The following is a 26,053-nucleotide window of genomic DNA, read 5'->3' as shown; positions in this document are numbered from 1 at the left end:
ACCCCAGGGGTCAGCCGGCGATGTCTTTGGGCCGCAGCTTCACGGGGAGCAGGAGCAGGAGCCCGACGAGCAGCACGATCACGATGCCGAGGATGCCGTAGTGCGTCGCGCCGAACACACCGATGAACGTCGCCCACAGCAGCGGCGAGAGGAAGCTCATCACGCGGCCGGTGGTCGCGTAGAGGCCGAAGACCTCGCCCTGCATCCCCGCCGGCGTGACGCGTGCGAGCAGCGACCGGCTCGACGCCTGCGCCGGTCCGACGGCGGCCGACAGGATGATTCCGCCCACCCAGAACACCGGCTTGCCGCCCTCGCGGAGGAAGAAGACGAACAGGGCGCTGACGATGAGGATCGTGAGCGCGGTGATGATGACCGCGCGTGCGCCGAAGCGGTCGTCGAGGCGGCCGGCGATGATCGTCGAGACGCCCGCGACGAGGTTCAGGGCGATGCCGAACGCGATGACCTCGGTGGCGCTGAACCCGAACGACACTGCGGCCAGCACGCCGCCGAACGCGAAGACGCCGGCCAGGCCGTCACGGTAGACCGCGCTCGCGATGAGGAACCAGAAGGTCGGCCGGTGCTCGCGGAAGAGCGCGATGATGTCGCGCACCAGCACGACGTAGCCCGCGAAGAACCCGACCTTCTTCCGGCCCGGGTCGGCCGGCGATTCCGGCACGAGGAAGACGAACGGCAGCGCGAAGACGATCGTCCACACCGCCGCGCCGACGGCGATGAGGCGGTAGGCGAGGCCGTCCGACACGTCGAGGCCGAACCAGTCGAACTGGTTGAGCACGACCACGATCGCGAGCGCGATGATGCCGCCGATGTAGCCCATGCCCCAGCCGAGCCCGCTGACGCGGCCGATCGTCTTCGGCGTCGAGACCTGCACGAGCATCGCGTTGTAGTTGACGCCCGCGATCTCGGACGAGACCGATCCGAGGGCGACGAGGATCGCGCCGAGCCAGAAGAACTGCGGTTCGGAGTACACGAAGAAGAGTGCGAACTGCAGGAGCGCCAGCACGGCGGTCGCGCCGACGACCCAGCGCTTCTTCGTGCCCGCGGCGTCGGCGCGCTGGCCCAGCACCGGGGCGAGCAGGAGGATCAGGATGCCGGCGGCGAAGGTGACCCAGCCGTACCACTCCGACAGATCCGCGAGGGCGCCGCAGTACGCGGTGCCGGCGTCGGCGGCGCTCGAGCACACCATGTCGCCGTTCGCGTTCTGCTGGGCGACGTCGGGCGGCAGGAACGCGTCGGAGACCAGATACAGCGAGACGAAGACGAACGTCAGGATGACCGAGTTGAAGGGCTGCGTCGCCCAGTCCCAGAGCGCCCACGCGAACACGCGCCGACGGGGCACCGGCGTGTCGTCGAGACCGTCGGTGTTCAGGGCCGCGGTCGACAGCACGTGCTCGGTCGAGGCGCCGGGCTCCGCCGGAGAAGCAGGCTGCGACGGCGTGCCGGGCTCGTCGGAGCCGGGGGCGGGAGAGCTCATGTTCGTCACACTAGGGCCCTTCGGTGAACTGGTGCGGAATCAAGGTAGCGCTCAGAAGCACCGCGGTGGTTTGCTTCGTTCATGACAGGGGATTCCTCGCCCGAGACGAAGTTCAACGGTCGTCTCGCCATCCTTCTCGCCATGGCGATGTTCGTGCTCGTCGTCGACACGTCGATCATGAACGTCTCGATCTCGGCGGTGGTGAAGGAGCTTGGCACGACCGCCAGCGGCGTGCAGGGCGCGATCGCCCTCGAAGCCCTGGTCTCGGCGGCATTCATCCTCATCGGCGGCAAGACCGGCGACCTCATCGGGCGCAAGCTCGCGTACATCCTGGGCCTCTGCGGCTACGCGGTCGGCGCGGTCGCGATGACGTTCGCGACGAGCCTGACCGCCGTCATCATCTTCTGGGCGGTCATCGGCGGGATCGGAGCATCCCTCCTCCTCCCGTCGATGCAGTCCCTCATCCACGGCAACTTCTCCGGCGGCCACCAGAAGCGGGTCTACGCGCTGGTGGGTGCGTCGGCCGCCATCGCCGCGGCCGTCGGCCCGCTCCTCGGCGGGTTCATCACCACTTTCTGGTCGTACCGGGTCGCCTTCGGTCTCGAGGCGGTCATCATCGCGATCGTCCTGCTCGGCGCCGGCCTCGTGAAAGACGTCAAGTACACGGGCGACCGCTCGATCGACCTCGTGGGCGCGGCCCTCTCCGTCATCGGCATGGGCGGCGTCGTGCTCGGCATCCTGGTGTGGCAGGAGGGCGGCGGGTACGTCGGCATCATCATCGGCCTCGGCGCGGTCGCGCTCGGCGGGCTGGCGTGGTGGCTCAATTCGCGCAAGAAGAAGGGCAAGCCGGTCCTCCTCGACCCCGCGCTCTTCGCGTCGAAGCCGTTCCGCACCGGTGTGAGCGGGCAGCTGCTGCAGCAGATCGCCCTCGGCGGCACCATGATCGTGCTGCCGCTCTACCTGCAGATGGTGCTCGAGTACAACGCGCTGCAGGCCGGCCTCTCGATCGCGCCGCTGTCTCTCAGCATGTTCGTGGTCGCCCTCTGGGCCGGCCGGCGCGCGAAGGGACGCCCCGCGAACCTCATCTTGCTCGGCTTCTCCCTCGCCGCGGTCGGACTCATCGCCATCGTGCCGCTTGTGCCCGTGGCCGACACCGGGTGGTGGCTCACGATTCCGCTCATCATCACCGGATGCGGTCTCGGCCTGCTCGTCTCGCAACTCAACAACTTCACCCTCTCGCCGATCTCCGACGAGCGCGTCAGCGAGGCCGCCGGCGTCAACTCCGCAGCCGGATCGTTCGGGCTCTCATTCGGTCTCGCATTCGCGGGTGCCATCATGCTGGCGACCCTCGCGGTGTCGTTCACCTCGCTCGCCTACTCGAGCACGGTGCTCACCAGCGAGCAGCAGACGCAGGTCGCCACGGTGCTCGAAGAGGATGCGGAGCTCATGTCGAACACGGGGCTGACCGAGCTCCTCGCCGACGAGTCGCCGGAGGTCTCGGACGAGATGGTCCGCATCAACGACGAGGCCCGTCACATCGCGCTCCAGGTCGCCCTGCTCATCCCGATCCTCGCGGCGGTGCTCGGCGTGCTCAACGGCTTCCGCATGCGGCGCCTGCCCGACCCGAAGCCCAACGAGGCGGTGGAGGGGATGCTGGGCGGCTGAGCCGTCGCTTCAGCGACCTGAGTCCTCGTGCGCCAGAGCGGCGCAACGGGCCAGAGCGACGGGCGCCGTCCGCGAGAGGCGCCGATGCCGGCAGCACCTGACATGCGTCCGCGCTCTCGAGCGCGTGACATTGCAGTCGCGGTACCCCTAGCGTCGGACGCATGAGCACACCGGACGGCGCCCTCTTCACCGATCCCTTCCACAACGAGTTCGGCACCTGCTCGATGCAGAACCGGTCGCTCCTCAACCGCCGTGCGCTCGACTGGCTCGACGACGTGCTCGCGGCGCGCTGACGACCAGCGGCGGGCGAGAGCCCTAGGTCGTCAGCATCCATCCCTCACCCGTAGGGTGACGACATGACCGACGAACGAGACGGCGCGCGACCCCGCTCGCGCAAGCAGCAGCGGCGACTCGAGGAGTTCGACGGGCAGGAGGAGGCGTTCGTCCGCTACTTCAAGGAGCGGGTCTACGCCACCTTCACGGGCCTGGCGATCGTGCTCGTGGTGTCGGCGAGCGATCACGCCGAGCCCGACCACGCGTTCTTCGCGCTCGTGCTGGGCGTCGTCGGCATCACGGCCGCCGGGTTCGTGTCGGACATCGTGTCGCACCTCGCGGTGCACCAGGAGTTCCCGAGCGGCGGGGAGTTCGCGGTGCTCGGGCGCATCGCCGGGGGAGCGCTCGGCACCGTCGTCGTGCCGGGCATCCTGATCGCGCTCGCGTGGCTCGACGTGATGCACCTCGAGACCGCGCTTCGCGTCTCGAGCATCGTCTACATCGCCACGCTCGGCGTGATCGGATGGGCGGCCGTCCGCCGCGCGCGGCTGTCATGGGCGCAGAAGCTCGTCGCCCTCGGCATCCTTCTCGCCCTGGGCCTGCTCGTGATCGGGCTGCAGACCCTCGCGCACTCGATCTGACAACGGCCTCGGCCAAGTTGAGCCGTCTCGTATCAACTTTGATTTGACGGATGCTGCGACCCGGGCGTATGGTTGAGCCATCGCGACTCAACCTCATGGTGGGCCGCGAGAAGACTTCCCCGTAAACCTCGGGTGGCAGCATCCGTCTGCGCCCTTATGAAGGAGAGATACACATGGCACGTGCTGTTGGAATCGACCTCGGTACGACCAACTCGGTCGTGAGCGTCCTCGAGGGCGGCGAGCCCAAGGTCATCGCGAACGCCGAGGGCTTCCGCACGACCCCGTCGGTCGTCGCGTACACGAAGGACGGCGAGGTGCTCGTCGGCGAGACCGCCAAGCGCCAGGCCGTCACCAACGTCGACCGCACCGTCTCGTCGGTCAAGCGTCACATGGGCACCGACTGGGGCTTCGACGTCGACGGCAAGCGCTGGACACCGCAGGAGATCTCCGCGCGCATCCTCCAGAAGCTGAAGCGCGATGCCGAGCAGTACCTCGGTGACACCGTCACCGACGCCGTCATCACCGTCCCCGCGTACTTCAACGACGCCGAGCGCCAGGCCACCAAGGAGGCCGGCGAGATCTCGGGCCTCAACGTCCTGCGCATCATCAACGAGCCCACCGCGGCCGCCCTGGCCTACGGCCTCGACAAGGGCAAGGAGGACGAGCTCATCCTCGTCTTCGACCTCGGTGGCGGAACGTTCGACGTCTCGCTGCTCGAGGTGGGCAAGGACGACGACTTCTCGACCATCCAGGTGCGTGCGACCGCCGGTGACAACCGCCTCGGCGGCGACGACTGGGACCAGCGTCTCGTCGACTACCTGATCAAGCAGTTCAAGGACACCACCGGTGTCGACGTCTCGGGCGACAAGATCGCGCTGCAGCGCCTCAAGGAGGCTGCCGAGCAGGCGAAGAAGGAGCTCTCGTCGTCCACCTCGACGAGCGTCAACCTGCCGTACCTGTCGCTGACCGACTCGGGCCCCGTGTCGCTGAGCGAGACCATCACGCGCGCCAAGTTCGAGGACCTCACCAAGGACCTCCTCGACCGCACCAAGAAGCCCTTCGAGGACGTCATCCGCGAGGCCGGCATCAAGGTCGGCGACATCGACCACGTCGTGCTCGTCGGCGGCTCGACCCGCATGCCCGCGGTGTCGGAGCTCGTGATGAAGGAAGCCGGCAAGGAGCCCAACAAGGGCGTGAACCCGGACGAGGTGGTCGCCGTCGGCGCCGCCCTCCAGGCCGGTGTCCTCAAGGGCGAGCGCAAGGACGTCCTGCTCATCGACGTGACCCCCCTGAGCCTCGGCATCGAGACCAAGGGCGGCATCATGACGAAGCTCATCGAGCGCAACACCGCCATCCCGACCAAGCGGTCGGAGACCTTCACGACGGCCGACGACAACCAGCCGTCCGTCGCGATCCAGGTCTTCCAGGGCGAGCGCGAGTTCACCCGCGACAACAAGCCGCTGGGCACGTTCGAGCTGACCGGCATCGCGCCGGCTCCGCGCGGCATCCCGCAGATCGAGGTCACCTTCGACATCGACGCGAACGGCATCGTGCACGTGTCCGCGAAGGACAAGGGCACCGGCAAGGAGCAGTCGATGACGATCACCGGTGGCTCGTCGCTGCCGAAGGACGACATCGAGCGCATGGTGCGCGAGGCCGAGGAGCACGCCGCCGACGACAAGAAGCGTCGCGAGGCCGCCGAGGTGCGCAACCAGGCCGAGACCCTCTCATACTCGATCGAGAAGCTCATTAAGGAGAACGAGGACAAGCTCCCCGCCGAGGTGAAGACCGAGGTGCAGGGCGACGTCGACGCTCTCAAGACCGCGCTCGCGGGCGAGGACGACGAGGCCGTGAAGGCCGCGTTCGACAAGCTGAACCAGAGCCAGGGCAAGCTCGGCGAGGCCATCTACGCCTCGAGCCAGGCTTCGCAGTCCGCTCCGGACGCCGCCCCCGGCGACGCCGGCGACGGCCAGGCCTCGACCGACTCCGATGAGGACGTCGTCGACGCCGAGGTCGTGGACGAAGAGGACGAGAAGAAGTAACCATGGCGAACAAGAACCACAACCCGGAACCGGTCGAAGAACCGGGCGACGGCGACGAGGTTCGGCCTGAAGGTGTGGGGTCGGAGGCGAACGCCTCCGGCCCCGCGCCGCAGGACGGGCAGGACGAGCTCACGGTCGACGACATCCTCGGCGCCGCGCAGAACGCCGACGCCGCGGCCGAGGACGCCGTGCTCGCCGACCTCGAGTCGCAGCTGCTGAACGACCTCAAGCGCCTGCAGGCCGAGTACGCCAACTACCGCCGCCGCACCGAGGAGCAGCGCGAGGTCGAGATCGAGCGCGCCCAGGGCGCGGTCGCGAAGGGCATCCTCCCGGTGCTCGACGACCTCGACCGCGCTGAGAAGCACGGCGACCTGGAGCAGGGATCCGCCTTCGCGGCGATCGCCGACAAGCTCCGCGGCGTCGCCGAGCGCATCGGGCTCACCACGTACGGCGCGGCCGGCGAGGCGTTCGACCCGCAGCAGCACGAGGCGATCTTCCAGGTGCCGACGCCCGGCGCGACCGAGACCACGATCGTCGAGGTCGTCGAGATCGGCTACCGCCTCGGCTCGGTGGAGCTGCGTCCGGCGAAGGTCGTCGTCGCGGTTCCCGCCGAGTAACCCCAAGGAGGCTCCATGGCCAGTCAGGACTGGTTCGACAAGGACTTCTACTCGGTGCTCGGCGTCTCGAAGGACGTCAGCGAGGCGGACCTCAAGAAGACGTATCGCAAGCTCGCGCGGAAGTACCACCCCGACTCCAACCAGGGTGACGCGGCCGCCGAGGCGAAGTTCAAGGAGGTCAGCGAGGCGTACTCGGTGCTCTCCGACGCGGAGCAGCGCAAGGAGTACGACCAGATCCGCGCGATGGGCTCGGGCGCTCGATTCACGTCGGGCGGCCCGGGCGGCGCCGGCGGCTTCGAGGACGTCTTCTCGATGTTCAACCAGGGCCGCGGCGCGCGCTACCAGAGCGCCGAGGACTTCGACGACATCTTCGCGATGTTCAACCAGCAGCAGGGCGGCACCGGCTTCGGCTCCGGGCGGTTCGGGCAGACGAGCGGCGGCTATCGCGGCTTCGGCGGCCCGACGCGCGGCGCCGACGTCACGGCGCGCACGACGATCGACTTCGTCACGGCGACCAGGGGCGAGACCATCACGCTGGCAGGCGAGGACGGCAAGCCGTTCAAGGTGAAGATCCCCGCAGGCGTCTCGGATGGGCAGAAGATCCGGCTGCGCGGCCGCGGACGTCACTCGCCCGACGGCGGTGAGAACGGCGACATCGTCGTGCAGGTGACTGTGCGCCCGCACCCGGTGTTCACGCGCGACGGGCTCAACCTGCGCGTCACCGTGCCGGTCACGTTCACCGAGGCCGCGCTCGGCGCCACGATCGAGGTGCCGACCCTCGGCGGCGATCCGGTGCGGCTGCGTGTCGCCCCGGGCACGCCGTCCGGCCGCGTGCTGCGGGTCAAGGGCCGCGGCGTCGAGACCGCCAAGGGCACCGGCGACCTCCTCGCCGAGGTGCAGGTGGCTGTGCCGTCCCACCTCGACGAGGCCGCCCGCGAAGCGCTCGAGCGCTTCCAGAGCCTCGAGTCGAAGGAGAACCCGCGCGCCGACCTCATGGCCAAGGCGCAGGGCTAGACGATGATGCGGGTCGCCCGGCGACCCGCATCCGGAGGATGGTGAGAGAAGGATGACCGAGGACGACATCGACGAGGATGCCCCGATCTTCGCGATCGCCGTCGCCGCCGAGCTGTCGGGCATGCACCCGCAGACGCTGCGTCAGTACGACCGGCTCGGGCTGGTCGTGCCCGCCCGCACACAGGGCGGGTCACGGCGCTACTCGCTGCGCCACGTGGAGCAGCTGCGCGAGGTGGCCCGCATGTCGTCGGACGGCATCGGCCTTCCCGCGATCGTGCGCATCCTCGAGCTCGAGAATCGCGTACAGGAGCTGCACGGCCGCGTCCGCGACCTCGAGGACCGCATGCGCGCCGAACTCGAGAAGCGGCCGGGTGCCCGTGTCTTCGCCGCCGGATCCACCGGCGCGGTCGTGACGCTGCGTCACGGCACGCGTGTGCGCCGCGCGACCGAGGTCGTGGTGTGGCGTCCGCGCACGGCGCTCGCGCAGCAGAGCGAACCCCCGGACGAGACCCCGGCGGACTGATTCACCAAGAGGGAGGGGACGGATGCCGTCCCCTCCCTCTTCGTGTGCGCCCGGGGTCGTGCGTCAGGCGCGTCGCGCCCGTCTCATGGCCAGCAGGAGCCCCACCGCGATCAGGCCGACGGCTCCGAGCGGGACGAGGGGAGAGAGCCCGCCGCCGCCCGTGGCCGGAAGCGGACGTGTGCTCGCCGTGTTGGTCAGCGTGAGCTCCGCCGTCTGCGGCGTGCGCACCTCCGACATCGGCAGCGTGACCTTCCCGTCCTCGTCGGGGATGAGCGTCTCACCGGCGACCGTCCATGTCGGCGTTCCCCAGTCCACTCCGGGGATCGACGGCAGGTCGGCTTCCCGGGCCTCGATGATCGTGCCGACCGGGAAGTACGGCGACGTGATCGTGACGTTCGGCTCCAGCTCGATGCGGGGCTGCGCGACGCCGTTGAGCCACCAATCGGCAGGGAACGTGGTGCCCGCCGGGACCGACGATCCGCCGTTGCCGGCGACGACCTTCGTCACCGCCCAGCGGGTCATCGCGACCACCGAGTTGGTGACTTCGAGCACCGGCGGCGTCTCGCCGGGGCCGATCTCGACGAAGCTCGCCGGGCTCCACGTCGTCTCGCCCCACTCGTAGCCCTCTGGCAGCGCGGACGGGTCAGGCTCCTCCTCGAGGACGTTGACGATCGTGCCGATGGGGAAGAAGATCGGGTTGCCTTCGCCGTCGACCGGACCCGCCGGCGTCCCGTCGGCAGGAAGCTCGAACCGGCCCACCAGCACGTCGCGGCTCGGCAGGTGCGCCACGTAGTCGATCGTGAACGAGTCGACGAGGAGGTCGTCCGGGTCGAGGCCGTCCATGCTCTTCTGCACGAGGAACGTTCCCTCGATCAGCGACGCGTCGTTGGTGAGCGTCGCGTGCACCACGGCCTGGTCGTCGACGCCGATCGTGAGCTGTTCGAGGTCGAACGCGGCGCCGAGCCAGGAGACGTGCTGGATCGTCGGCGCCGCCTGCTCCTCATACGTCACGACGGTGCCGTAGGGGAACAGCAGCGGCTCGCCCGCGTCGTCGACGGGGCCGACCGGCGCACCGTTTCCGGGGACCCGCAGCACGCCCTGCTGGATCACGTCCTCGGGCTCGGTCGTCGGGAAGTACGCGGTCCAGGCGACGGTGAACTCGAGGCCCGGGGGCACCTGGTCGGGCGGGACGCCGTCGAACTCCTTCGAGATCGTGAAGGTGCCCTCCTTGAGCGCGTTCGTCACCTCGATCTCGATGTCGGCTTCCGAGTCGGGCGGCAGCGGGATGTCCACGATGTCGCCGAACCCGTCCGGCTGGTACGGAGTCGTCACGCCGTCGATCGTGACGTGGAAGACGGGCGGCACCCAGTCGTCGACGTTCGCCACGGTGTCGCCCTCGAACGTCGGCGGGAGCTCGGCGAGCTCCAGCGTCTCGGTGCCCGTCTCGAGGTCCTCGATCAGCTGGGGCACACCCACCGGCAGGGGAAGGGTCGCCCGCTCGGGGGCGGGGTTCGTGTTGTAGGTGACCTCGTAGCCGAACCGCGGGTCAGCGGCCGGGCCGGTCGCGGACTTCACGATCGTGATCGTACGGCCGTCGTCGGTCGGGGTGACGAAGTTCGTCAGCTCGACGGCCACGGTCGTGTCGGCATCGGTGATCACGAACGTTCGCCCGGGGTTCCACCCGATCCCGCTCCAGTCGTACCCCGGCGGCGGATCGATGCCGTCGAGGTTCTCGGTGAGGATGATGCGCGTGCCCACCGGGAAGGCGATCGGGGCGCCGTTCCCGTCGACGGGGACGGCAGGCGTGCCGGTGAAGGACACGTTCATCGTGCCGGTGCCGATCTGCTCGCCGCCGTAGCGGGCGATCCACGTGACGGGGACCGTCCCCTCGAGCACAGGCGGTTCGCCCGACGCATCGTCGATCGACTTCGAGACACTGAAGGTGCCCGTCAACCGGGTCGCCGTGTTCGTGACGACCACCTGGGCGGTGCCGGTGCCGACGATCAGCGGGTTCGGGTCGATCTCGACGTCGCCCCACTCCCAGCCGGGGACGGTCTGGGGCGTGATCTCCTCGAAGGTGATCTCCGTGCCCTCGGGGAACCGTTCGCCGGCGGGGACCGGAGTGCCGTCGGCGGGGACCTCGAGCGAGCCGACCGTGACGTTGTCGTCCGGGTCCACGGCGCGGTAGTTGACGGTGAACGTCGCGCCCTCGGGGAGATCGCCGGGCCCGATGCCGCCGGACAGGGCCTTGCGCACCACGAAGGTGCCGCTCGCGTCGTCGCACGAGATCTCACCCGAGAAGAGGAACGAATGGACCTCGCCGCCCTGGATGATGACGTTCTGACCGATCACCTGGCCGTCGAGCGGTGCCGCGTTCACGGTGACCGAGGCGTTCGGCGCGTAGATCGAGCCGTCGATGCGGGCCTGTCCGGCGGTCACGGTGACGTCACCGGTCAGCTGCGAGAGGTCCCACACGATGTACGGCGAGTGCACGCCCTGCGGATCCGCCCGCGCGCCGATCACCTCGGTCGTCCCCGCGGGCACCCGGATGACCAGCGGGTTCGACACGCCAGGTGTCGGTCCGGGGGAGAACTGGATGAGCGACGCGCCGGCGATGTCGGCGTAGTCCACGATGTTCGGCTGGTCCGGGCTCAGCTTCTCGAGGACGACGCGGTCGCCCGCGTCCTCGGCCACGCCGACGTGGTAGCCCACGCCGGTGGTGGGGTCGGCGATGTCGTCGAAGCAGCTCGACGCCTCCTCCCACGACGCGTCGCGGTTCGCCTCGACGTAATCGGCGACCGCCGTGGCGGAGGTGTTCGCCGTGTAGATGCTGCCGTTGCCGGTCGCACCGGACGGGGGCGCAGCATCCGCCGGATACTGCTGGTGGGTCGCGTCGATGAGCGGGGTCTGGTCGGCGTTGGAGGGGTTCTGGTTGAGGCGCAGCCAGTCGGCACGCGGGAACGCCTGCCAGCCGCCGTCGCGCTGCACCATCTTGAGGTCGCCCCACAGCGCCGGGTCGGTCGTGCCGGCGCTCGTGATGGCGAGGATGCCGGTGCTCGCCGTGCTGTACTCGCCGACGAGGAACCGGGTGGGGTCGCCGTCGACCGTCGGCAGATCGTAGTTCCCGGTGCCGGCGGACACGTGGATGATCGTGTACTGCCCGCTGCTGCCCTGCACGGTCGCAGTCCCGCCGACCGCGATGCTGCCCTCCGTCTCCTGGTTCTGCAGCAGTGCGTCCTCCCGGGCGTAGACCGTGAAGCCGCCCGCGATCGCGAAGGGGTTGACGGAGTCGGGGTACGCCGCGGCGGCCGGCTGCGGATCGATCGCGCCGACCGCCACCGCGCCCGTGGCGGCGAGCAATGTCGCGGTGAGACCGGCGACCAGGCGGCGCAGACGCGGGCGGTCGAAACCAGGCATGTACGAGACCCCTCTCCCACCGAGCCGCGAGGGGGCGCCGCCCGGTCCTCGTACCCTATCGGTCCTGATCAACCGGACAATCACCGGCTCGACCCGCGCCGGCATCGGGCGCATGATGGAGGGCATGGCGACCCTCGAGGACGTCCGCGCCATCGCTCTCGGGTTCCCCGACGTGATCGAGCGCGTCGACGGGCACCGCGGCGGGGCGGGCTGGCGTACGCCCGCAGGACTCTTCGTGTGGCAGCGCGGCCCGAGCGGCCGCGACCTCGATCAGCTCGCGGCGCTCGGGCGCGAGTGGCCGCCGGGCGACGTCGTGGGCGTGCGCACAGACGGCGCGCAGGTGAAGGAGGCGCTGCTCGAGACCTCCCCCGACGCGTTCTTCACGATCCCGCACTTCGACGGCTACCCGGCCGTGCTCGTGCGCCTCGACGCCATCGATCTCGAGCAGCTGCGCGAAGTCATCACCGATGCGTGGCTGCTCAAGGTGACCAAGCGCGTCGGGAACGATTGGCTCGCGGCGCACCCGCCCGTAACCGGATAGCGCTCAGAGCACTCCCGCGTCGTACCTCGTCTCGCCGGCCACGACAGTTCGCACGACCCGGGCGGTCAGCAGCGACTCGGGACCGTCGGCGAACGGGTCGGCGTCGACGATCGCGAAGTCCGCGGCGAGTCCCGCCTCGAGCCGTCCGCGCGTCGCACCGTCGCCCACGGAGGCGGCAGCATCCCGTGTCGCATGTCCGAGCGCCTGGGCGAGCGGCAGCGCGAAGTGCGGGTGCCGCGGGGCGAACGAGTCGTCGAGCGCGGAGCGCCGGGTCGCGGCGATGTACATGTTCGGGAGGGCCTCGTGCGGCGCCGTGGGCGCGTCGGTCGAGAAGGCGAGCAGGGCGCCCGCGTCGACGTACTCGGGCCACGCGAACGCGCGGTCGACGCGCTCGTCGCCGAGCATCGCGGCCCAGTTGTCGAAGATGGCCGGGTCGGCGTGCACAGGCTGCATGGATGCCGTCACCCCGAGTCGCGCCATGCGCTCGGCCGTGCCGGGGGAGGCGTACTCGAGGTGCTCGATGCGATGGCGGCGGGTGCGGTCCCCGTTCACCGCGGCGGCGTGCTCGAGCGCGTCGAGGGCGATGTCGCTGGCGAGATCGCCGATCGCGTGCAGCGCGATCTGCAGGCCCGCCGCGTCGGCGGCGACGACGACCGGGGTGATGTCGGCGAGCGACCAGATGGGTTCCGCGTTCGAGCCGTTGGAATACGGATGCCGCATCGCGGCCGTGCACGCATCGATCACGCCGTCGATCACGAGCTTGATGCCGACGATCCGCAGCCAGGGCGAGCGCACCGTCTCGGCGAGTTCCGCGGCCCGGGCGACCTGGGCGAGGTTCGCCGCCTCGTCGCCGGTGTTCTCGACGAACCAGTGGGCGGCGACGCGCACCGGCAGGTGCCCGCCGCGCCGCTCGGCCGCCCGCTGGAACGCGGCGAGCCCGAAGTCGTCGAACGCCATGTCGACCGCCCCGGTCACGCCGGTGGCGGCGTAGGCGGCGAGCGTCCGCTCGACCGCGGCGTCGCGGGCGTCGTCGTCGGTCTGCGCCGCCAGGAAGGCCCACACGTGCGTCTGCGCCGCCGTCTCGTACAGCATGCCGTCGGGCTCGCCGTCGGCGTCGCGGCCGATGCTTCCGCCGAGGGGGTCGGGCGTGTCGCGCGTGATGCCGAGCTCGGCGAGGGCCGCCGAGTTCACCCAGCACGAGTGGTAGTCGTTCGCGTCGAGGTAGACCGGCACGTCCGCGACCGCGGCGTCGATCATCGCGGCGGTGGGCCTGCCGCCGGGGACCGAGTCGAACAGCCACCCGCGTCCCAGCACGCGCGCGGCGTCGGGCTGCGCCGCCCGTGCGGCACGGAGGCGCTCCTGGATGTCGGCGAGCGTCCGGGCGTCGGTCAGCCCGACCCGCCCCAGGGCCTCGCCCATCATCACGAGATGCGTGTGCGCGTCGGTGAACCCGGGAAGCAGCAGCCGGCCGTCGAGGTCGATGGTGGTGGCCTCCGCGCCCGCCGCGGCGTGCGCGCCCTCCGTGTCGCCGGCGAACACGACCCCGTCGCCCGCGACGACGAGGGCCTCGGCCCACGGCTCCGCACCGGCCGTGAAGATGCGTCCTCCGGTGTAGATGGTGGTGGTCATGCGTGGAGCTCCTCGGTCTCGGCGGCGGGTGTTTCGACAGCGGCTTCGGCCGCGGCATCCTGCTCCACCCTCGTCGAGATCGCCGCGACGATCGCCGCCGGGATCGCGAGCACGAAGCTCGCCACACCCAGCACGACGGTGAATCCCTGGTAGCCGAACGCCTCGACAAGCGCCGCGCCGATGACCGGCGTGAGGGCCGATCCGACGAGGTACACCGCGAGCAGGGGGCCCGACCAGCGGCCGTCCGCGTCGAGCGCGGCCGAGGTGGAGACGAAGTACATGAAGGCGATCGCGTAGATGGTGTTCCAGACGATGAAGAGCGTGATGAACGCCGTCTGGTCGCTCGCGAAGCCGAGCGCGATCTTCAGGGCACCACCGGCGACGAGGAGCACCACGAGGGGGACCGCGCGGCCGAGGCGGTTGCCGACGATCATGAGCAGCACGGAGCCGACGAGTCCGCCCGCGGTCGCGCCGCTCAGTGCGAGACCCAGCCCCTCGGGCGTGAGCCCCGCCTGCTCGCCGCCCATGACGCCGGCCATGGCCCACAGCGAGTCCTCGCTCGCCGCCCACAGGGCGAAGGTGACCAGCAGGACGAAGCCGGCGATCGTGACCGTGCGCGAGGCGGTGCGCGCGCGGACGCTGCGCACGACGCCCGTCTCGGGGATCGTGACCGGCATGGCCTCCGGCACCGCCGCGCCCGCCTCCGGGTCGATGACCGGCGCGACCGGCAGCCAGCCGACGGCCACCAGGCCGATGAGGCAGAACAGCGCGAGGGCACCGAAGACGTCGACCGGAGCGAGGCCGATGAGCGGGATCACCGCGAGCACGATCGTGATGACGCCGCGGTTCGCGAGGCCGTTGAACCCCGCCACGCGGTCGGGGTTGCGGAACGCGGCGAGGGCGGCGCCCGCGGCGGCGACGGCGCAGCCGGCGCCGACCCCGCCGACGAGGAGCCCGGTGATGGCGACGCCCGCCGACGGGACGAGCGCCGCCGCGACGAACCCGATGAGCCCGGCCGCGAGACCGATGCGCGCGACGGTGCGACGGTGCGCACCCGCGCACAGCGGCGCGGTCGCGAGACCGGTGATCGCGGTGGCGAGCAGCGTCGCGGTCACGATCCAGCTCGCGGTGAGCACGTCAACGGCGAAGCCGGTCTGCAGGGCGGTGATCATGTACGGCGAGAGGTTGACGCCGAGGTAGCCGGCGATGCCGATGGCGAAGGTCGCGGCTGCGGTCGGGAACCGCAGGGGCACGCGAGCGGTGAGGTCGTTCATACGGGATCCTTCTGTCGTTTCTGCACGACGGTGTGCGACACCCGGCCAGCCTGGCCGGTAAACGAACGGTATTCGTTTATTGTTGCACGCGTGTGACGGATCCGGGAAGCCCCGATTTCGGCAGACCCGCCGAAGCTAGGCTGACCGGGAGGGAGGAAGACGGATGCCGCGTCCTCGCGTGAACCTGCTGTCGGTCGATCTGATCGCCGACGCCGCGATCGACCTCGCCGACTCCGGCGACACGTTCGGGGTCAACGCCCTCGCCCGCAAGCTGGGGGTGACGCCGTCGTCGCTGTACAACCACGTCGACGGCAAGGACGCCATCATCGAGCTGATGCGCTCACGCCTCGGCGCGAGGTACTTCCCCGAGCCGATGACGGGGGAGTGGGACGAGATCGTCACGGGGACCGTGCGGGGCCTGCGTCACCTGTACGCCGACCACCCGCTGATCGTGCCGCTCATCGTCGGCAAGACGATCACCGACCCGGGCGTCATCGGCAGCTATGACCGGCTCGCCACCGCACTCGTCGACGCGGGCGTGCCCGACGACGAGGTGCTCGCGATCGTGGCCATCGTCGACGCCTACGCGATCGGCTTCGGCCTCGACCTCGCCTCGCCCGACGAGATCTGGCAGCCGACGGTGCCGACCGCCACGCTCGGACGACTGATCACGGATGCCGCGCACGGCGCAGAGCGCAGCGACGCCGCCTTCGAGATCGGCCTCGAGATGCTCGTCGCGTCGCTGCGCCTGCGGCTGCAGAACCGCCGCTGAGCCTCAGCTCGCCGCGTCGACTCCGCGGTGCGTGCGGAACAGCTCCCAGTCGGCCCGCGAGAGGTCGGCATAGGCGTACGCCCACTTCAGGATCGCCTCGCCCGCGACCTTGCCGCCGCCGACGTAGCCGGCAACCGCGGCCGACAGTGGGGACTGCCCGTGCGCGCGGGCCAGCGTCGCCGCGCACGCGTCGGCGTACCAGAGGAAGGCGGAGTCGTCGAGCTCGTCCATGTCGAACCCGCCCTTCTTGTCGCGGAACTGCCGTACGTAGAAGTCGCGCTGCGCGCCGTAGGTCGAACGACGCAGGTAGCCGAGGAACGGGTCCGACACCGACTGGAGGATCCGCTGCATGCCGACCACGCGACCGCCGTCGCCGAACTGGTCGATGAAACGCGAGACGACTTCCGGCTGCTCCGCCTTGCCGTACTCGATCAGCACGCTCTTGCCCGCCTCCTTGCCCTGCAGCAGGAGGACGCCGTCGTCGCCGTCCTGCATGGAGATCACGAAGCACCGCGTGCCGACGCTGCCCACCCCGACCACGCGCAGGGCGATGTCGGAGAGACGGTACTTCTGCAGGAGCGCCCGGATGTCGATGTTCGCCGACTGGACGTACTGGTCGAAGACCCCGAGGACGCGCTCCTCCGACTGCGCGTCGATGTGGGTCATCGTCGGGGGCGCCTCGACGAAGACGACGCGGCCCTCGTCGTCGACCTGCGTCATCTTCTTCGCCGCCCGTGCGCCGGTGCGCTTCTCCGCCTCCTTGATCGCGGAGTCGATGGCCGCCTGGGTGTCGGCGTCGACGGCGCGCTCGGCGGCGAGGGCGTCGAAGCGGTCGTAGTACCGCTTGAGCGGGCTGCGCTTCGCGCCCGTGCCGAGCGCGCGGGCGTAGACCCGCACCGCATCCAGAGATGCCTCGCGCACCACCGAGTCCGCGCGTCCAGTCGACTGCCCCGCGATGACGATGCTGGTCACCAGCCGCTTGACGTCCCACTCCCATGGCGCCCACGCGGCCTCGTCGAAGTCGTTGAGATCGAAGACGAGGGATCGCTGCGGGGAGGCGTAAAGGCCGAAGTTCGATACGTGCGCGTCGCCGCACGACCCGACACTCACCCCGCTCGACGGCGAGCGGGCGAGGTCGGCGGCCATCAGCGCCGCCGTGCCGCGATAGAACGCGAACGCGCTCGCCGCCATGCGCTCGGTGCGCAGCGGCACGAGCTCGGGCACGCGGTCCGCATCCTGCGCGTCGAGGATCCCCATCGGATCGCGGTCGTTCGTCGGAAGCTCGGCGAGCGCCTCGCGGGGATTGCGCTCACGGGCGGCGCGGCCTTCGGCGACGTGGTCGGCGTAGGACGGCAGCGGGGCCCACGTGCGGCCGATGGGCGAGGCGTCGATCGTAGACATGGGCCCAGTGTGGCACTGCGCGGCGCCGACTCGGAAGAGCGGTACCCTGACGCCGTGACCCGCGCCGCGCAGCCCGCTCCGCCCCCCGCGATCTCACCGAGCCTGCGCGTGCTCCTGGTGCTCGCCGCGAGCGTGGTCGTCCTCGCGGGCGTGTACTTCGCGCGCAGCCTGATCGGCCCGCTTGCCCTCGCGATCGTCCTCGTCGTGATCTGCGAGCCCATCCGGCGGCCGCTCGAGCGGCGCGGCTGGCCCCGCTGGGCCGGTACCACCGCGGTCATCCTGCTCGCCTACCTGGTGCTCGCGATCATGGGCGTCCTGCTGTGGGTCGCCGGCGTGCAGTTCGCCGGCCTCGTGTCGGACTATCTCGACCAGCTGCGCGGCAGCCTCGACGACTTCCTGGCGTGGCTCCAGTCCGTCGGTCTTGACCAGCAGGCGACGGATGCTGCCGCCTCGGTGCTCGATCCCAAGGCGCTGCTGGGGCTCGTGGGGAGCATCGGCGGCACGGTGATCGGGGTCGTCACCGCCCTGTTCTTCGTCGTCTCGTACATCATCTTCACGGCCGCCGACGCCGCCCGGTATCGCGACGCGGAGCGGGTCTTCGGCGCCGGCCGCCGCCCGGTCCTCGCCCGGATCGGACGCCTCAACACCGGGGTCCGCCGGTACTACGTCGTGAACGCGTCGTTCGGCGCGATCGTCGCGATCATCGACGGCCTGGCGCTCTGGGCCCTCGGCGTGCCCGCACCGATCGTGTGGGCCGTGCTCGCGTTCGTGACGAACTTCATCCCGAACATCGGGTTCGTGCTCGGCCTGATCCCGCCGGCGGTGCTCGCGTTCGTCGTCGGCGGCTGGCCGCTGTTCCTCGCCGTCATCGCGATCTACTGCGTCGTGAACGTCGTGCTGCAGGTGCTCGTGCAGCCGAAGTTCGTGAGCGACGCCGTCGATCTGAGCCTCACGCTGAGCTTCTTCTCGGTCGTGTTCTGGACCTTCGTGATCGGCCCGCTCGGCGCGATCCTCTCGATCCCGCTGACATTGTTCGTGCGAACGCTGGTGCTCGAGGGCGACCCTGGCTCACTATGGCTGCGGTGGCTGTCCGGAGACCGCACGGCCACGCCGGCGTCCGCCGCCCGCGAATCCCTCTCCGACTCCTGATCCACCCCTCGCCCGCACCACCCGAGTCCTCCCGGAGCCCCCGATGACCCAGACCTCGCTCGATCGACCCACCCCCGAGCAGCCCGCCTCGCCCCGCAGCACGCGGGGGATGTTCGACGCCTCGAGCGAGCGGTCGCTCGAGTCGCTCGCGCTCGGCGTCGGGGCGATCTCGTTCGTCATCGTCGCCCTCGTGTCGCTGGTCGCGTTCCAGTTCCAGGCCGCGCCCATCTCGGGCCCTGGCTCGGTCGGCCAGTTTGCAGCCATCGCCTCGGGCGTCGTCGCCTTCCTGGCGGTGATCGCCGGACGGGTCGTCGTGCACCGTCACGAGGGCGGCCGCCGCTTGGGCGTGCTGGACTACATCGACGTCGTGGCACTCGCCTTCGCGCACGGCGTGATCGCGCTGCTCGGCTGGACGCTGCTCGCGGTCATCCTCGAGCAGGCGTTCATCGGCGCGACGGTCTTCGCGCTGCCGGTGCTCCTCCTCGCGGGTGCCACCGCCGCGATGAGCGGCTATCTCGCGTTCTACTCCGCCACGCACATGGACCTGCAGCTGCTCGCGGTCGTGCTGGCCGTCTTCCTGGTGTTCGGCGTCCTCGCCAGCATGCTCACGGCGAGCGACCCGAACTGGTGGAAGGACAACCTCAGCGCCCTCGGCATGTCGTCGAACGTCTCGGCCTTCGCCTTCAACATCACGATCATCGTCGCCGGCTTCCTCGTGACGACGCTCGCCCGCTACTCCACGCACGGCATCCCGACGACGAACCCGAAGGGCATCGGGCGCGTGCGCGTGACCCTCATCGTGCTCGGCGTGTTCCTCGGCATGGTCGGCCTGTTCCCTGTCGACAGGTTCTTCGCACTGCACACCGGAGTCGCGTCCGGCATGGTCGCCGCATTCGGCGTGCTCGTCATCGCGCTTCCGAAGTGGATCACCGGCATCTCGCGGGCCTTCGTCGCGCTCGGCTGGCTCTTCCTCGCCGTCACGCTGCTGCTCGCGGTCTTCTTCTTCATCGGCTACTACACGCTGACCGCTGTCGAGCTCGTCGCCGGCATCCTCGTGTTCACGTGGATCGTGCTGTTCATCCGCAACGCGGCGGCGCTGCAGCAGGACCAGCAGCAGGGGTCGTCAGCGGACTGAGCTCGCCCGATCCCAGGGGAGTCGCGCGCCGGGCCGCTCGCGGGCGAGGTCGTCCGGCGTGATCAGCATCTCCCGTGCCTTCGTGACGACGAGCCAGGCGGGCAGGACGATGATGCAGAGCATCGGCAGCACGGTCACGTCGTCCACGATCGCGACGGCGACGAAGAGGGCGACCCACCCGTCGCGGGCGATCGCGAGCACGACGCCCAGCACTCCGCACGCGACGGCGAGCGACGGCGACAGGCCGGGCAGCAGCGCGCTGCCGAGGAGGCCGGCGGCGACGCCGAGGAACACCGCGGGGAAGATGCGGCCGCCGCGGAATCCCGCCGATGCCGCGACGACGAGGGCCGCCATCTTGACGAGCAGGATGATGGTGAGCTGGCCCGGCGGATAAGCGCTGGGGTCGGCGAGCAGCTCCGCGCTCTGGTCGAGGCCCTTGAAGAGGGTGATCGGGCCGCCGATCGCGCCGAGCAGACCCAGCACCACGCCGCCGAGCGCGGTGAAGAGCAGCGGATGCCGCAGCGCATGGAAGGCGCGGTGCACCAGCGGGAAGAGATAGATGCCGACGAGGCCGAAAGCGGCCGCCGCGCACGCGATGAGCGCCCCGGTGAGCAGGTCGAGCGGCTGCGGGCCGCCGTAGGGGTCGAACGGCGACTCTGAGCCGAAGCCGCCGCCGGCGAGGTAGGTCGTGACCGAGCCGGCGCCGGCGGCGACGAGCGGCAGGAACAGCTTGTCCCACAGGGACCCGCCCATCTTGAACTCGCCCACCATGCCGGTGAAGACGAGGGCGGCGGCGACCGGGGTGCCGAACAGTGCACCGATGGTCGCCGAGATCGCGAGCGCCCCGATCAGCGCGGGCGGCACCGCCTTCGAGATCCGGGCGAGGATCGCCACCGCCAGCGAGACGTTGATCGCGATGATCGGGTTCTCGGGGCCGAGGCTGACGCCGCCGGCGAGGCTGAGGATGACGACGACCGCGAGGCCGGGGAGCACCGAGAGCTTGAGCGGCGTGGCCGCGAGCTCGGTCGTGGCCGAATCCGGGCCGGCGTGGCCGGGGACGAGCCACACCACCAGCCCGACAGCGATGCCGGTGAAGGTGAGCACGGCGAAGATCCACCACGGTGAGTCGGGCGCGATGCCGAGCGATTTCGGCAGGTTCGTCCAGAGCCCGTCGTCCACCTGGTCGGCGAGGAGGTCGACGGCGCGCAGCGAGAGCGCGGACAGGACGCCGATGAGGATCGCGGGGATCGACAGCAGCACCAGTCGCCTGACGGTGAGCTGCGGTCCCGGTGGTGTGGCCGGTGCGGGCGAGGCGGCGGAGGGGCCGGGCATGGCGCCACGATAGCGGCCGGGGCCCACCGCCGCGAGGAACGCGGCCGACGAGATCCCGCCGGGCGGGGCGCGCCCGCCGGGCTCAGCGACGCGCATACGCCATGATTCGGCTGTGGACGAGCACACCTGGCACAAGCGGACCTCCGGGCCGTTGATCGTCGCGGGCTTCGCGTACCTGGTGGCGTACTCGTGGCGGGTCATCGCCGACCTGAATGGTCCGGGCCGCACCGTCGCGACGACCGTGATCGCTGTGACGTGGGCGATGTTCATCGCCGACTACCTCGTGCGCCTCTCCCTGGCGAAGGACAAGCGGGTGTGGTTCCGCAAGCACCTGGCCGCCTTGACGTTCGCCGTGATCCCGGTGCTGAGGCTCGTTCGCCTGCTCCGCGTGCTGACGTACGTGCCGGGGATGAGGACGACCGCCGGCGGCGCGCTGCGCACGAAGATCCTCGTCTACGGCGTCGGCGCGTCGCTCATCCTCATCTACCTCGCATCCCTCGCGGTGCTGGAGGCCGAGCGTCACGCCCCGGACGCGAACATCACGACCTTCGACATCGCGATCTGGTGGTCGTCCGTCACCGTCACGACGACGGGTTACGGCGACTACACGCCGGTGACGGGCGCAGGCCGATGGGTCGGCGTCGGGCTCATGTTCGGCGGGGTGGCGCTCGCGGGTGTGATCACGGCGACGCTCGCCTCGTGGGTGCTCGAGCGGGCCGCCCGTGAGCACGACGACGAAGAGCCGGCGACGCGCGCCCAGCTGCGCATCCTGACCGAGAAGCTCGACGCGTTCATGGCGCCTCCGGCGCCGGGCACCCCAGGCGGTGCGCCCGGACCGGAGCGCGGCCCGGGACCGGAGCACGGTCACGGGCCGATGGGCGACGGCGGCGACGACCGCCCGGGCGGCTGATCCGCGGGGATCCGAGCGCGCGGCGGGGCGCAGCATCCATCCCCCTCACGCAAGAAGGCCGCGTCCCCCGTGGGGGAGCGCGGCCTTCTCGACGCGATGCGTCAGGAGAGCAGCTTGGCCTTCGCGGCGGCGAACTCCTCGTCCGACAGGATGCCCTGAGCGTGCAGCTGCGCGAGCTGCGTGATCTTGGCCATCATGTCGTCCTCAGCGGGCGCGGCAGCCGGCGCAGGAGCAGGAGCCTGGGCGGCCTGGGCGTTGGCGACGGCCTGCGCCGCCGCCTGGTCCATGGCAGCCTGCTGAGCCTGGGCTTCGTAGGCCTGCTGCTGCGACTGGTCGTAGTACTTCTGCTGCTGGTGGCGCGCAACGCTGCCCGAGACTGCCGTTGCCGTGCCGGCGACGACAGCGGTGCGGGCGGCCATGCCGATCAGGCCGGGACGGCCCATTCTTCCGAGTGGCATGTGTCTTTCCTCCTTCAGTCCGCGTTCTCGGCGAGGAACGCGTTGACGATCGGTGCCGGGATGCCTTCGCGGGCGATGACCGCGCCACCGGCGTCGTAGAGCGCCGCGGCGAACGACTTCGCCCACAGCAGCTCGACGACGAGGATCGCGGCCGACGAACCCGGCTCGAGGTTCTCGGCGAGGTACAGGATGTCGTCCTGGCCCGCGAGTCCGGCGAGGTCGAGCGCCGGAGCGCCGTCGTCGATCGTGTCGGAGAGTTCCAGCACCTCGATCTCGCCCTCGGGTGAGCGGCGGGCGAACACCAGGTCGAGCACGTTGACCGTGCCCGCGGCGACGAGGTCGTCGATCGCCTGGAGCACTGCCGGACCCGGGCGGTCGCCCTCGAAGCCGATCGCGTAGAACTCGATCGGACCGTAGTCGAAGGTCGTCATGTCTTCTCCTGTTCCGGTGCCGGCTTATGCCAGCGCCTTGGCCTTGAGGGCGTCGAACTCAGCCTGCGAGATCGCGCCCGAGTCGAGCAGCGACTTGGCCTTCGCGATGTCGTCGGTCGCGCTGGAGCCGCCGGAGCCCGCCGTCTGGCGGATGTAGGCGTCCTGTGCAGCGCGGAGTTCCTGGGCCTGCGCGATCGACCGCTTCTGCATGCCGTTGCCGCGGGCGATCAGGTAGATCAGCGCGGTGAGGAACGGGACGAAGATCAGGAACAGGATCCAGATGGCCTTCAGCCAGCCGTTGAGCGAGTCGTCGCGGAAGAGGTCGCCGATGATCGAAAACAGCACCATCAGGTACGCCACGAAAACGAAGATCCAGAAGAACCAGAGAATCAGTTCCCCAATATTGCCCATGCGAGGTAGCCAATCGTCGGGACGGACCGGAGCCCGCCGCTGTGAGGTTGTGACTCGCGCCCCTTGCGCGCGCCGTGGTCGCGACACTACCCCCAAACACGCCGTCTGCACATGACGCAATCTGAACGATTTCTGTACGCATTGGCGGCATCATGATCCTCATGACGGATGAACCCGAGAGCTCCGACGCCGGCGTGACCGCCGCGGTCGTCGACGAGCGCCCCCGCCGCTTCTCCAAGGTGCTGGCCGGGCTCGACCATCCGCTCGCGACGGGGTTCCTCGTCACGATCGGCGTGCTCGGCGCGATCGTGCTCGGCACGGCGATCGGGTCGATCTCGACGATCCTCGTCTACATCATCCTGGGCATGTTCCTCGCGATCGGGCTCGACCCGATCGTGCGCATGCTCGAGCGCCACAAGGTCAAGCGCGGCGCCGGCATCGCGATCGTCTTCGGCGGCTTCGCGCTCATCGCGGTGGCCTTCTTCGTCTTCGTGCTGCCGCCGGTCGTCGCCCAGATCGTGCAGCTCGTCCAGGCGATCCCCGAGGCCGTCGAGAACATCCCGCAGTCCGACTGGTTCTCGCGGCTCACCCCCGACGCGCAGGTCGCCGTCCTCGGCGCCCTCGAGCAGATCTCCGCGTGGATCTCGGCGCCGTCTACCCTCGCGGCGCTCGGCGGCGGTGTCCTGGCGGTCGGCGTCGGGTTCGTCGCAGCCATCTCGGCGAGCTTCGTCGTCATCGCGCTGACGCTGTACTTCCTCGCGTCGCTCACCGCCGCGAAGCGCGCGTTCTACGACCTCGCTCCGGCCCACAGCCGCGTGCGCCTCGCGGACCTCACCGAGCGCATCACCGACTCCGTCGGCAGCGCCCTCATCGGCTCGGTCATCCTGTCGTCGATCAACGCCGCCGTGGTCTTCGTCCTGCACGTCGTGATCCAGCTGCCGTTCCCCGCGCTCATGGCCGTGATCGCGTTCGTGGTGACGCTGATCCCGCTGTTCGGCTCGGTGATCTTCTGGATCTTCGCGTCGATCATCGCGCTGTTCACGAGCCCCCAGCAGGCGCTGATCTTCTTCATCGCGTACCTCGTCTACATCCAGATCGAGTCCTACGTCGTCAGCCCGCGCGTCATGAACAAGGCGATCGAGATCCCCGCCGCGCTCGTCCTCATCGGCGCCCTCGCCGGCGGCGCGCTCGCCGGCATCGTCGGCGTCCTGGTCGCCCTGCCCGTGATGGCGTCGATCCTGCTGATCATCCGCGAAGTCGTCGTGCCCCGGCAGAACCTCAAGGTCTAGCCGGCTCCCTGCGTGTGGCGGACGGATGCCTCGGGCCGAGGCATCCGTCCCCAGAAGCGTCAGTTCAGGGCAGAGGTGAGGCGCATCAGGCCGTCGAGGAACGTGGCCTTGGCGGGCTCGCGGCGCCACTCCTCGAGGGTGAGCTCGCGGCCGGCGTCGCGGTAGGCCTGCTCGACCTCGCGCATGCCGGCGACGAACGACTTGCCGCGCACCATGAGCGACACCTCGCTGTTGAGGCTGAACGAGCGGATGTCCATGTTGCTCGAGCCGATGACGGCGATGTCGTCGTCGATCGAGAAGTGCTTCGAGTGCAGGATGAACGGCTCCGGGTACAGGAAGATCCGCACGCCCGCCTCGAGGAGCACCTGGTAGTACGAGCGCTGCGCGTGCCACACCATGAACTGGTCGCCGATCTCGGAGACGAACAGCTGCACCTCGAGCCCGCGCTGGCACGCGCTCGTGATGGCGTAGACCATCGCCTCGTCGGGCACGAAGTACGGGCTCGTGAGGATGACCTTCTCGGTCGCGCCGTAGATGAGCGACAGGAACAGGCGCAGGTTGTTCTCGGTGTCGTAGCCCGGGCCGCTCGGCACCACCTGGCACTGCAGCGCGTCGGGCGCGGTCGACACCGGCAGCTGAGCCGGCGGCACCTGGGCCGTGGCCGAGAGGTCTTCTCCGGTCTCGATGAGCCAGTCCGACAGGAAGACGGTGTTGACGGATGCCACGACCGGCCCGGTCAGCCGCGTCATGAGCTCCTGCCACTTGAGGCCGCGCTTGATGTTCTTCTCAGAGTCGTAGTGCCGGGCGATGAGGTTCTGCGAGCCCATGAACGCGACGCGGCCGTCGACGACGACGATCTTGCGGTGGTTACGGAGGTCGGGGCGCTGGTACTTGCCCTTGAAGGGCTCGACCGGGAGCATCCACGCCCACTTGACGCCGATGCGGTCGAGCTCGGCCAGCATCTTCTTGCTGTCGGCCACCTTCTTCGTCGCGACGTAGTCGGCCAGGAGACGCACGGTGACGCCGCGCGCGACCGCCCGCTCCATCGCGGCGAAGAAGCCGCGGGTGGTGTCGTCCCACCCGACGATGAAGAACTCGATGTGCACGAAGTCCGTCGCGGTGTCGACCTCGGCGGCCATCGCGTCGATCGACTCCTGATAGTGCGGCAGGAGCGTCGCCTCGTTGCCGTCCGAGGCGGGAAGCGCCGTCAGGTTCTGGTTCTGCTGCACCACGCGCTGGAACCACCGCGGCCACGAGGCATCCGTCTCAGCCAGCGCATTGTCGGTCACCCTGCCGCGGATGATCTCGTCGATGCGCGCCTGTTCGGCACGTCTCTTCGCCGGCAGGCGGAAGTTGCCGATGACGAGATACAGGATCACACCGATGCCCGGGAGGATGACGATGAGCAGGATCCACGCCATCGCGGCCGTGGGCTTTCGCCCGCGGGGGATGACGATGAGCGCGGTGATCACGATGGCCGCGTGCACGAGCGCGGCGAGCGACCAGGTCAGGTTGGCGAAGAAACCGGAGTCCACGGGGTAAGTGTGGCATCGCACCGCGCTCAGGCGCGTCGTTCAGGACGCGTGATTTTCGCGGCGGGTCGCGCCGGGGTGGAGCGCGAGGAAACGGCAGGGGCG

At 69.9% G+C, this 26,053-nt stretch carries 23 protein-coding genes; 13 read left to right on the top strand and 10 right to left on the bottom strand.

The window, feature by feature from the left end; all coding sequences use genetic code 11:
• Positions 1–10: 10 nt before the first annotated feature.
• A complete protein-coding gene (locus ACFVSU_RS10500) occupies positions 11–1,492 on the bottom strand; it encodes an MFS transporter (RefSeq protein WP_387142018.1) in 1,482 nt (493 codons plus the stop codon).
• A gap of 81 nt (positions 1,493–1,573) precedes the next feature.
• Between ACFVSU_RS10500 and ACFVSU_RS10495 the strand changes: the two genes are divergently transcribed.
• The 7 genes from ACFVSU_RS10495 to ACFVSU_RS10465 all read left to right on the top strand — a co-directional run bounded on the left by ACFVSU_RS10495 (position 1,574) and on the right by ACFVSU_RS10465 (position 8,267).
• Complete coding sequence (locus ACFVSU_RS10495) at positions 1,574–3,157, top strand: MFS transporter (RefSeq protein ID WP_387142015.1); 1,584 nt, start codon at positions 1,574–1,576, stop codon at positions 3,155–3,157.
• A 161-nt stretch (positions 3,158–3,318) separates the two neighbouring features.
• The gene (locus tag ACFVSU_RS10490; RefSeq protein WP_387142012.1) at positions 3,319–3,450 is read left to right on the top strand and encodes a hypothetical protein; all 132 of its coding nucleotides are present in this window, start codon (positions 3,319–3,321) and stop codon (positions 3,448–3,450) included.
• Positions 3,451–3,513: 63 nt separating this feature from the next.
• Positions 3,514–4,071 carry a hypothetical protein gene (locus ACFVSU_RS10485; protein WP_387142009.1) on the top strand — a complete coding sequence of 186 codons (558 nt, stop codon included), beginning with the start codon at positions 3,514–3,516 and terminating at the stop codon, positions 4,069–4,071.
• A 173-nt stretch (positions 4,072–4,244) separates the two neighbouring features.
• Positions 4,245–6,113: a molecular chaperone DnaK gene (gene dnaK, locus ACFVSU_RS10480; protein ID WP_387142005.1), complete on the top strand. Its 1,869-nt coding sequence runs from the start codon at positions 4,245–4,247 to the stop codon at positions 6,111–6,113.
• Positions 6,114–6,115: 2 nt separating this feature from the next.
• Positions 6,116–6,730, top strand: a complete 615-nt coding sequence (locus tag ACFVSU_RS10475; protein ID WP_387142001.1) for a nucleotide exchange factor GrpE — start codon at positions 6,116–6,118, stop codon at positions 6,728–6,730.
• Between the two features lie 15 nt (positions 6,731–6,745).
• A complete protein-coding gene (locus tag ACFVSU_RS10470; protein WP_375870384.1) occupies positions 6,746–7,744 on the top strand; it encodes a DnaJ C-terminal domain-containing protein in 999 nt (332 codons plus the stop codon).
• Between the two features lie 52 nt (positions 7,745–7,796).
• The gene (locus ACFVSU_RS10465; protein WP_387141998.1) at positions 7,797–8,267 is read left to right on the top strand and encodes a heat shock protein transcriptional repressor HspR; all 471 of its coding nucleotides are present in this window, start codon (positions 7,797–7,799) and stop codon (positions 8,265–8,267) included.
• Positions 8,268–8,330: 63 nt separating this feature from the next.
• Here ACFVSU_RS10465 and ACFVSU_RS10460 read toward each other — a convergent pair whose 3' ends face one another.
• Positions 8,331–11,684, bottom strand: a complete 3,354-nt coding sequence (locus ACFVSU_RS10460; protein WP_387141995.1) for a collagen-binding domain-containing protein — start codon at positions 11,682–11,684, stop codon at positions 8,331–8,333.
• A 124-nt stretch (positions 11,685–11,808) separates the two neighbouring features.
• Here ACFVSU_RS10460 and ACFVSU_RS10455 point away from each other — a divergent pair, with 124 nt between their 5' ends.
• The gene (locus ACFVSU_RS10455) at positions 11,809–12,225 is read left to right on the top strand and encodes an MmcQ/YjbR family DNA-binding protein (protein ID WP_387141992.1); all 417 of its coding nucleotides are present in this window, start codon (positions 11,809–11,811) and stop codon (positions 12,223–12,225) included.
• Between the two features lie 3 nt (positions 12,226–12,228).
• Here ACFVSU_RS10455 and ACFVSU_RS10450 read toward each other — a convergent pair whose 3' ends face one another.
• Positions 12,229–13,854, bottom strand: a complete 1,626-nt coding sequence (locus tag ACFVSU_RS10450; protein WP_387141989.1) for an amidohydrolase — start codon at positions 13,852–13,854, stop codon at positions 12,229–12,231.
• On the bottom strand, positions 13,851–15,128 hold the full coding sequence (locus ACFVSU_RS10445) for an MFS transporter (RefSeq protein WP_387141985.1): 1,278 nt from the start codon (positions 15,126–15,128) through the stop codon (positions 13,851–13,853). The genes ACFVSU_RS10450 and ACFVSU_RS10445 overlap by 4 nt, the downstream gene beginning before the upstream one ends.
• A 163-nt stretch (positions 15,129–15,291) precedes the next feature.
• On the opposite strand from ACFVSU_RS10445, the gene ACFVSU_RS10440 reads away from it, so the two are divergent.
• Complete coding sequence (locus tag ACFVSU_RS10440) at positions 15,292–15,900, top strand: TetR/AcrR family transcriptional regulator (RefSeq protein WP_387141982.1); 609 nt, start codon at positions 15,292–15,294, stop codon at positions 15,898–15,900.
• Between the two features lie 3 nt (positions 15,901–15,903).
• Here ACFVSU_RS10440 and ACFVSU_RS10435 read toward each other — a convergent pair whose 3' ends face one another.
• Positions 15,904–17,301 (bottom strand): DUF2252 domain-containing protein, encoded by a 1,398-nt coding sequence (locus tag ACFVSU_RS10435; protein WP_387141979.1) that lies wholly within the window; start codon positions 17,299–17,301, stop codon positions 15,904–15,906.
• A 54-nt stretch (positions 17,302–17,355) separates the two neighbouring features.
• On the opposite strand from ACFVSU_RS10435, the gene ACFVSU_RS10430 reads away from it, so the two are divergent.
• Together ACFVSU_RS10430 and ACFVSU_RS10425 are read left to right on the top strand one after the other, a co-directional pair.
• Positions 17,356–18,450: an AI-2E family transporter gene (locus ACFVSU_RS10430; RefSeq protein WP_387141976.1), complete on the top strand. Its 1,095-nt coding sequence runs from the start codon at positions 17,356–17,358 to the stop codon at positions 18,448–18,450.
• A gap of 43 nt (positions 18,451–18,493) precedes the next feature.
• Positions 18,494–19,585, top strand: coding sequence for a DUF998 domain-containing protein (locus ACFVSU_RS10425; RefSeq protein WP_387141973.1), 1,092 nt, complete (start codon positions 18,494–18,496; stop codon positions 19,583–19,585).
• Here ACFVSU_RS10425 and ACFVSU_RS10420 read toward each other — a convergent pair.
• Complete coding sequence (locus ACFVSU_RS10420; RefSeq protein WP_387141970.1) at positions 19,574–20,917, bottom strand: ion channel protein; 1,344 nt, start codon at positions 20,915–20,917, stop codon at positions 19,574–19,576. The two genes, ACFVSU_RS10425 and ACFVSU_RS10420, sit on opposite strands and share 12 nt — an antisense overlap.
• A gap of 112 nt (positions 20,918–21,029) precedes the next feature.
• Between ACFVSU_RS10420 and ACFVSU_RS10415 the strand changes: the two genes are divergently transcribed.
• Entirely contained in the window at positions 21,030–21,827 is a 798-nt protein-coding gene (locus ACFVSU_RS10415; protein WP_387141967.1) for a potassium channel family protein, read from the top strand.
• A gap of 101 nt (positions 21,828–21,928) precedes the next feature.
• Here the strand turns inward: ACFVSU_RS10415 and ACFVSU_RS10410 are convergent, their stop codons facing one another.
• The 3 genes from ACFVSU_RS10410 to ACFVSU_RS10400 are packed head-to-tail and all read right to left on the bottom strand — an operon-like array spanning position 21,929 to position 23,127.
• Positions 21,929–22,270, bottom strand: coding sequence for an SHOCT domain-containing protein (locus tag ACFVSU_RS10410; protein WP_387143472.1), 342 nt, complete (start codon positions 22,268–22,270; stop codon positions 21,929–21,931).
• 29 nt (positions 22,271–22,299) lie between these two features.
• Positions 22,300–22,716: a DUF6325 family protein gene (locus tag ACFVSU_RS10405; protein ID WP_310240253.1), complete on the bottom strand. Its 417-nt coding sequence runs from the start codon at positions 22,714–22,716 to the stop codon at positions 22,300–22,302.
• A gap of 24 nt (positions 22,717–22,740) precedes the next feature.
• Positions 22,741–23,127: an SHOCT domain-containing protein gene (locus ACFVSU_RS10400; RefSeq protein WP_387141964.1), complete on the bottom strand. Its 387-nt coding sequence runs from the start codon at positions 23,125–23,127 to the stop codon at positions 22,741–22,743.
• Between the two features lie 161 nt (positions 23,128–23,288).
• Here ACFVSU_RS10400 and ACFVSU_RS10395 point away from each other — a divergent pair, with 161 nt between their 5' ends.
• Positions 23,289–24,416: an AI-2E family transporter gene (locus ACFVSU_RS10395; RefSeq protein ID WP_387141961.1), complete on the top strand. Its 1,128-nt coding sequence runs from the start codon at positions 23,289–23,291 to the stop codon at positions 24,414–24,416.
• Positions 24,417–24,475: 59 nt separating this feature from the next.
• On the opposite strand, the gene cls is transcribed toward ACFVSU_RS10395, so the two are convergent.
• Positions 24,476–25,951: a cardiolipin synthase gene (gene cls / locus ACFVSU_RS10390; protein ID WP_387141958.1), complete on the bottom strand. Its 1,476-nt coding sequence runs from the start codon at positions 25,949–25,951 to the stop codon at positions 24,476–24,478.
• Between the last annotated feature and the right edge of the window lie 102 nt (positions 25,952–26,053).

Source organism: Microbacterium sp. NPDC058062 (assembly GCF_042885375.1).
GTDB lineage: Bacteria > Actinomycetota > Actinomycetes > Actinomycetales > Microbacteriaceae > Microbacterium > Microbacterium trichothecenolyticum_C.
Note: the sequence above shows the minus strand (reverse complement) of the source record. Positions and strands in the feature narration are given on the sequence as shown.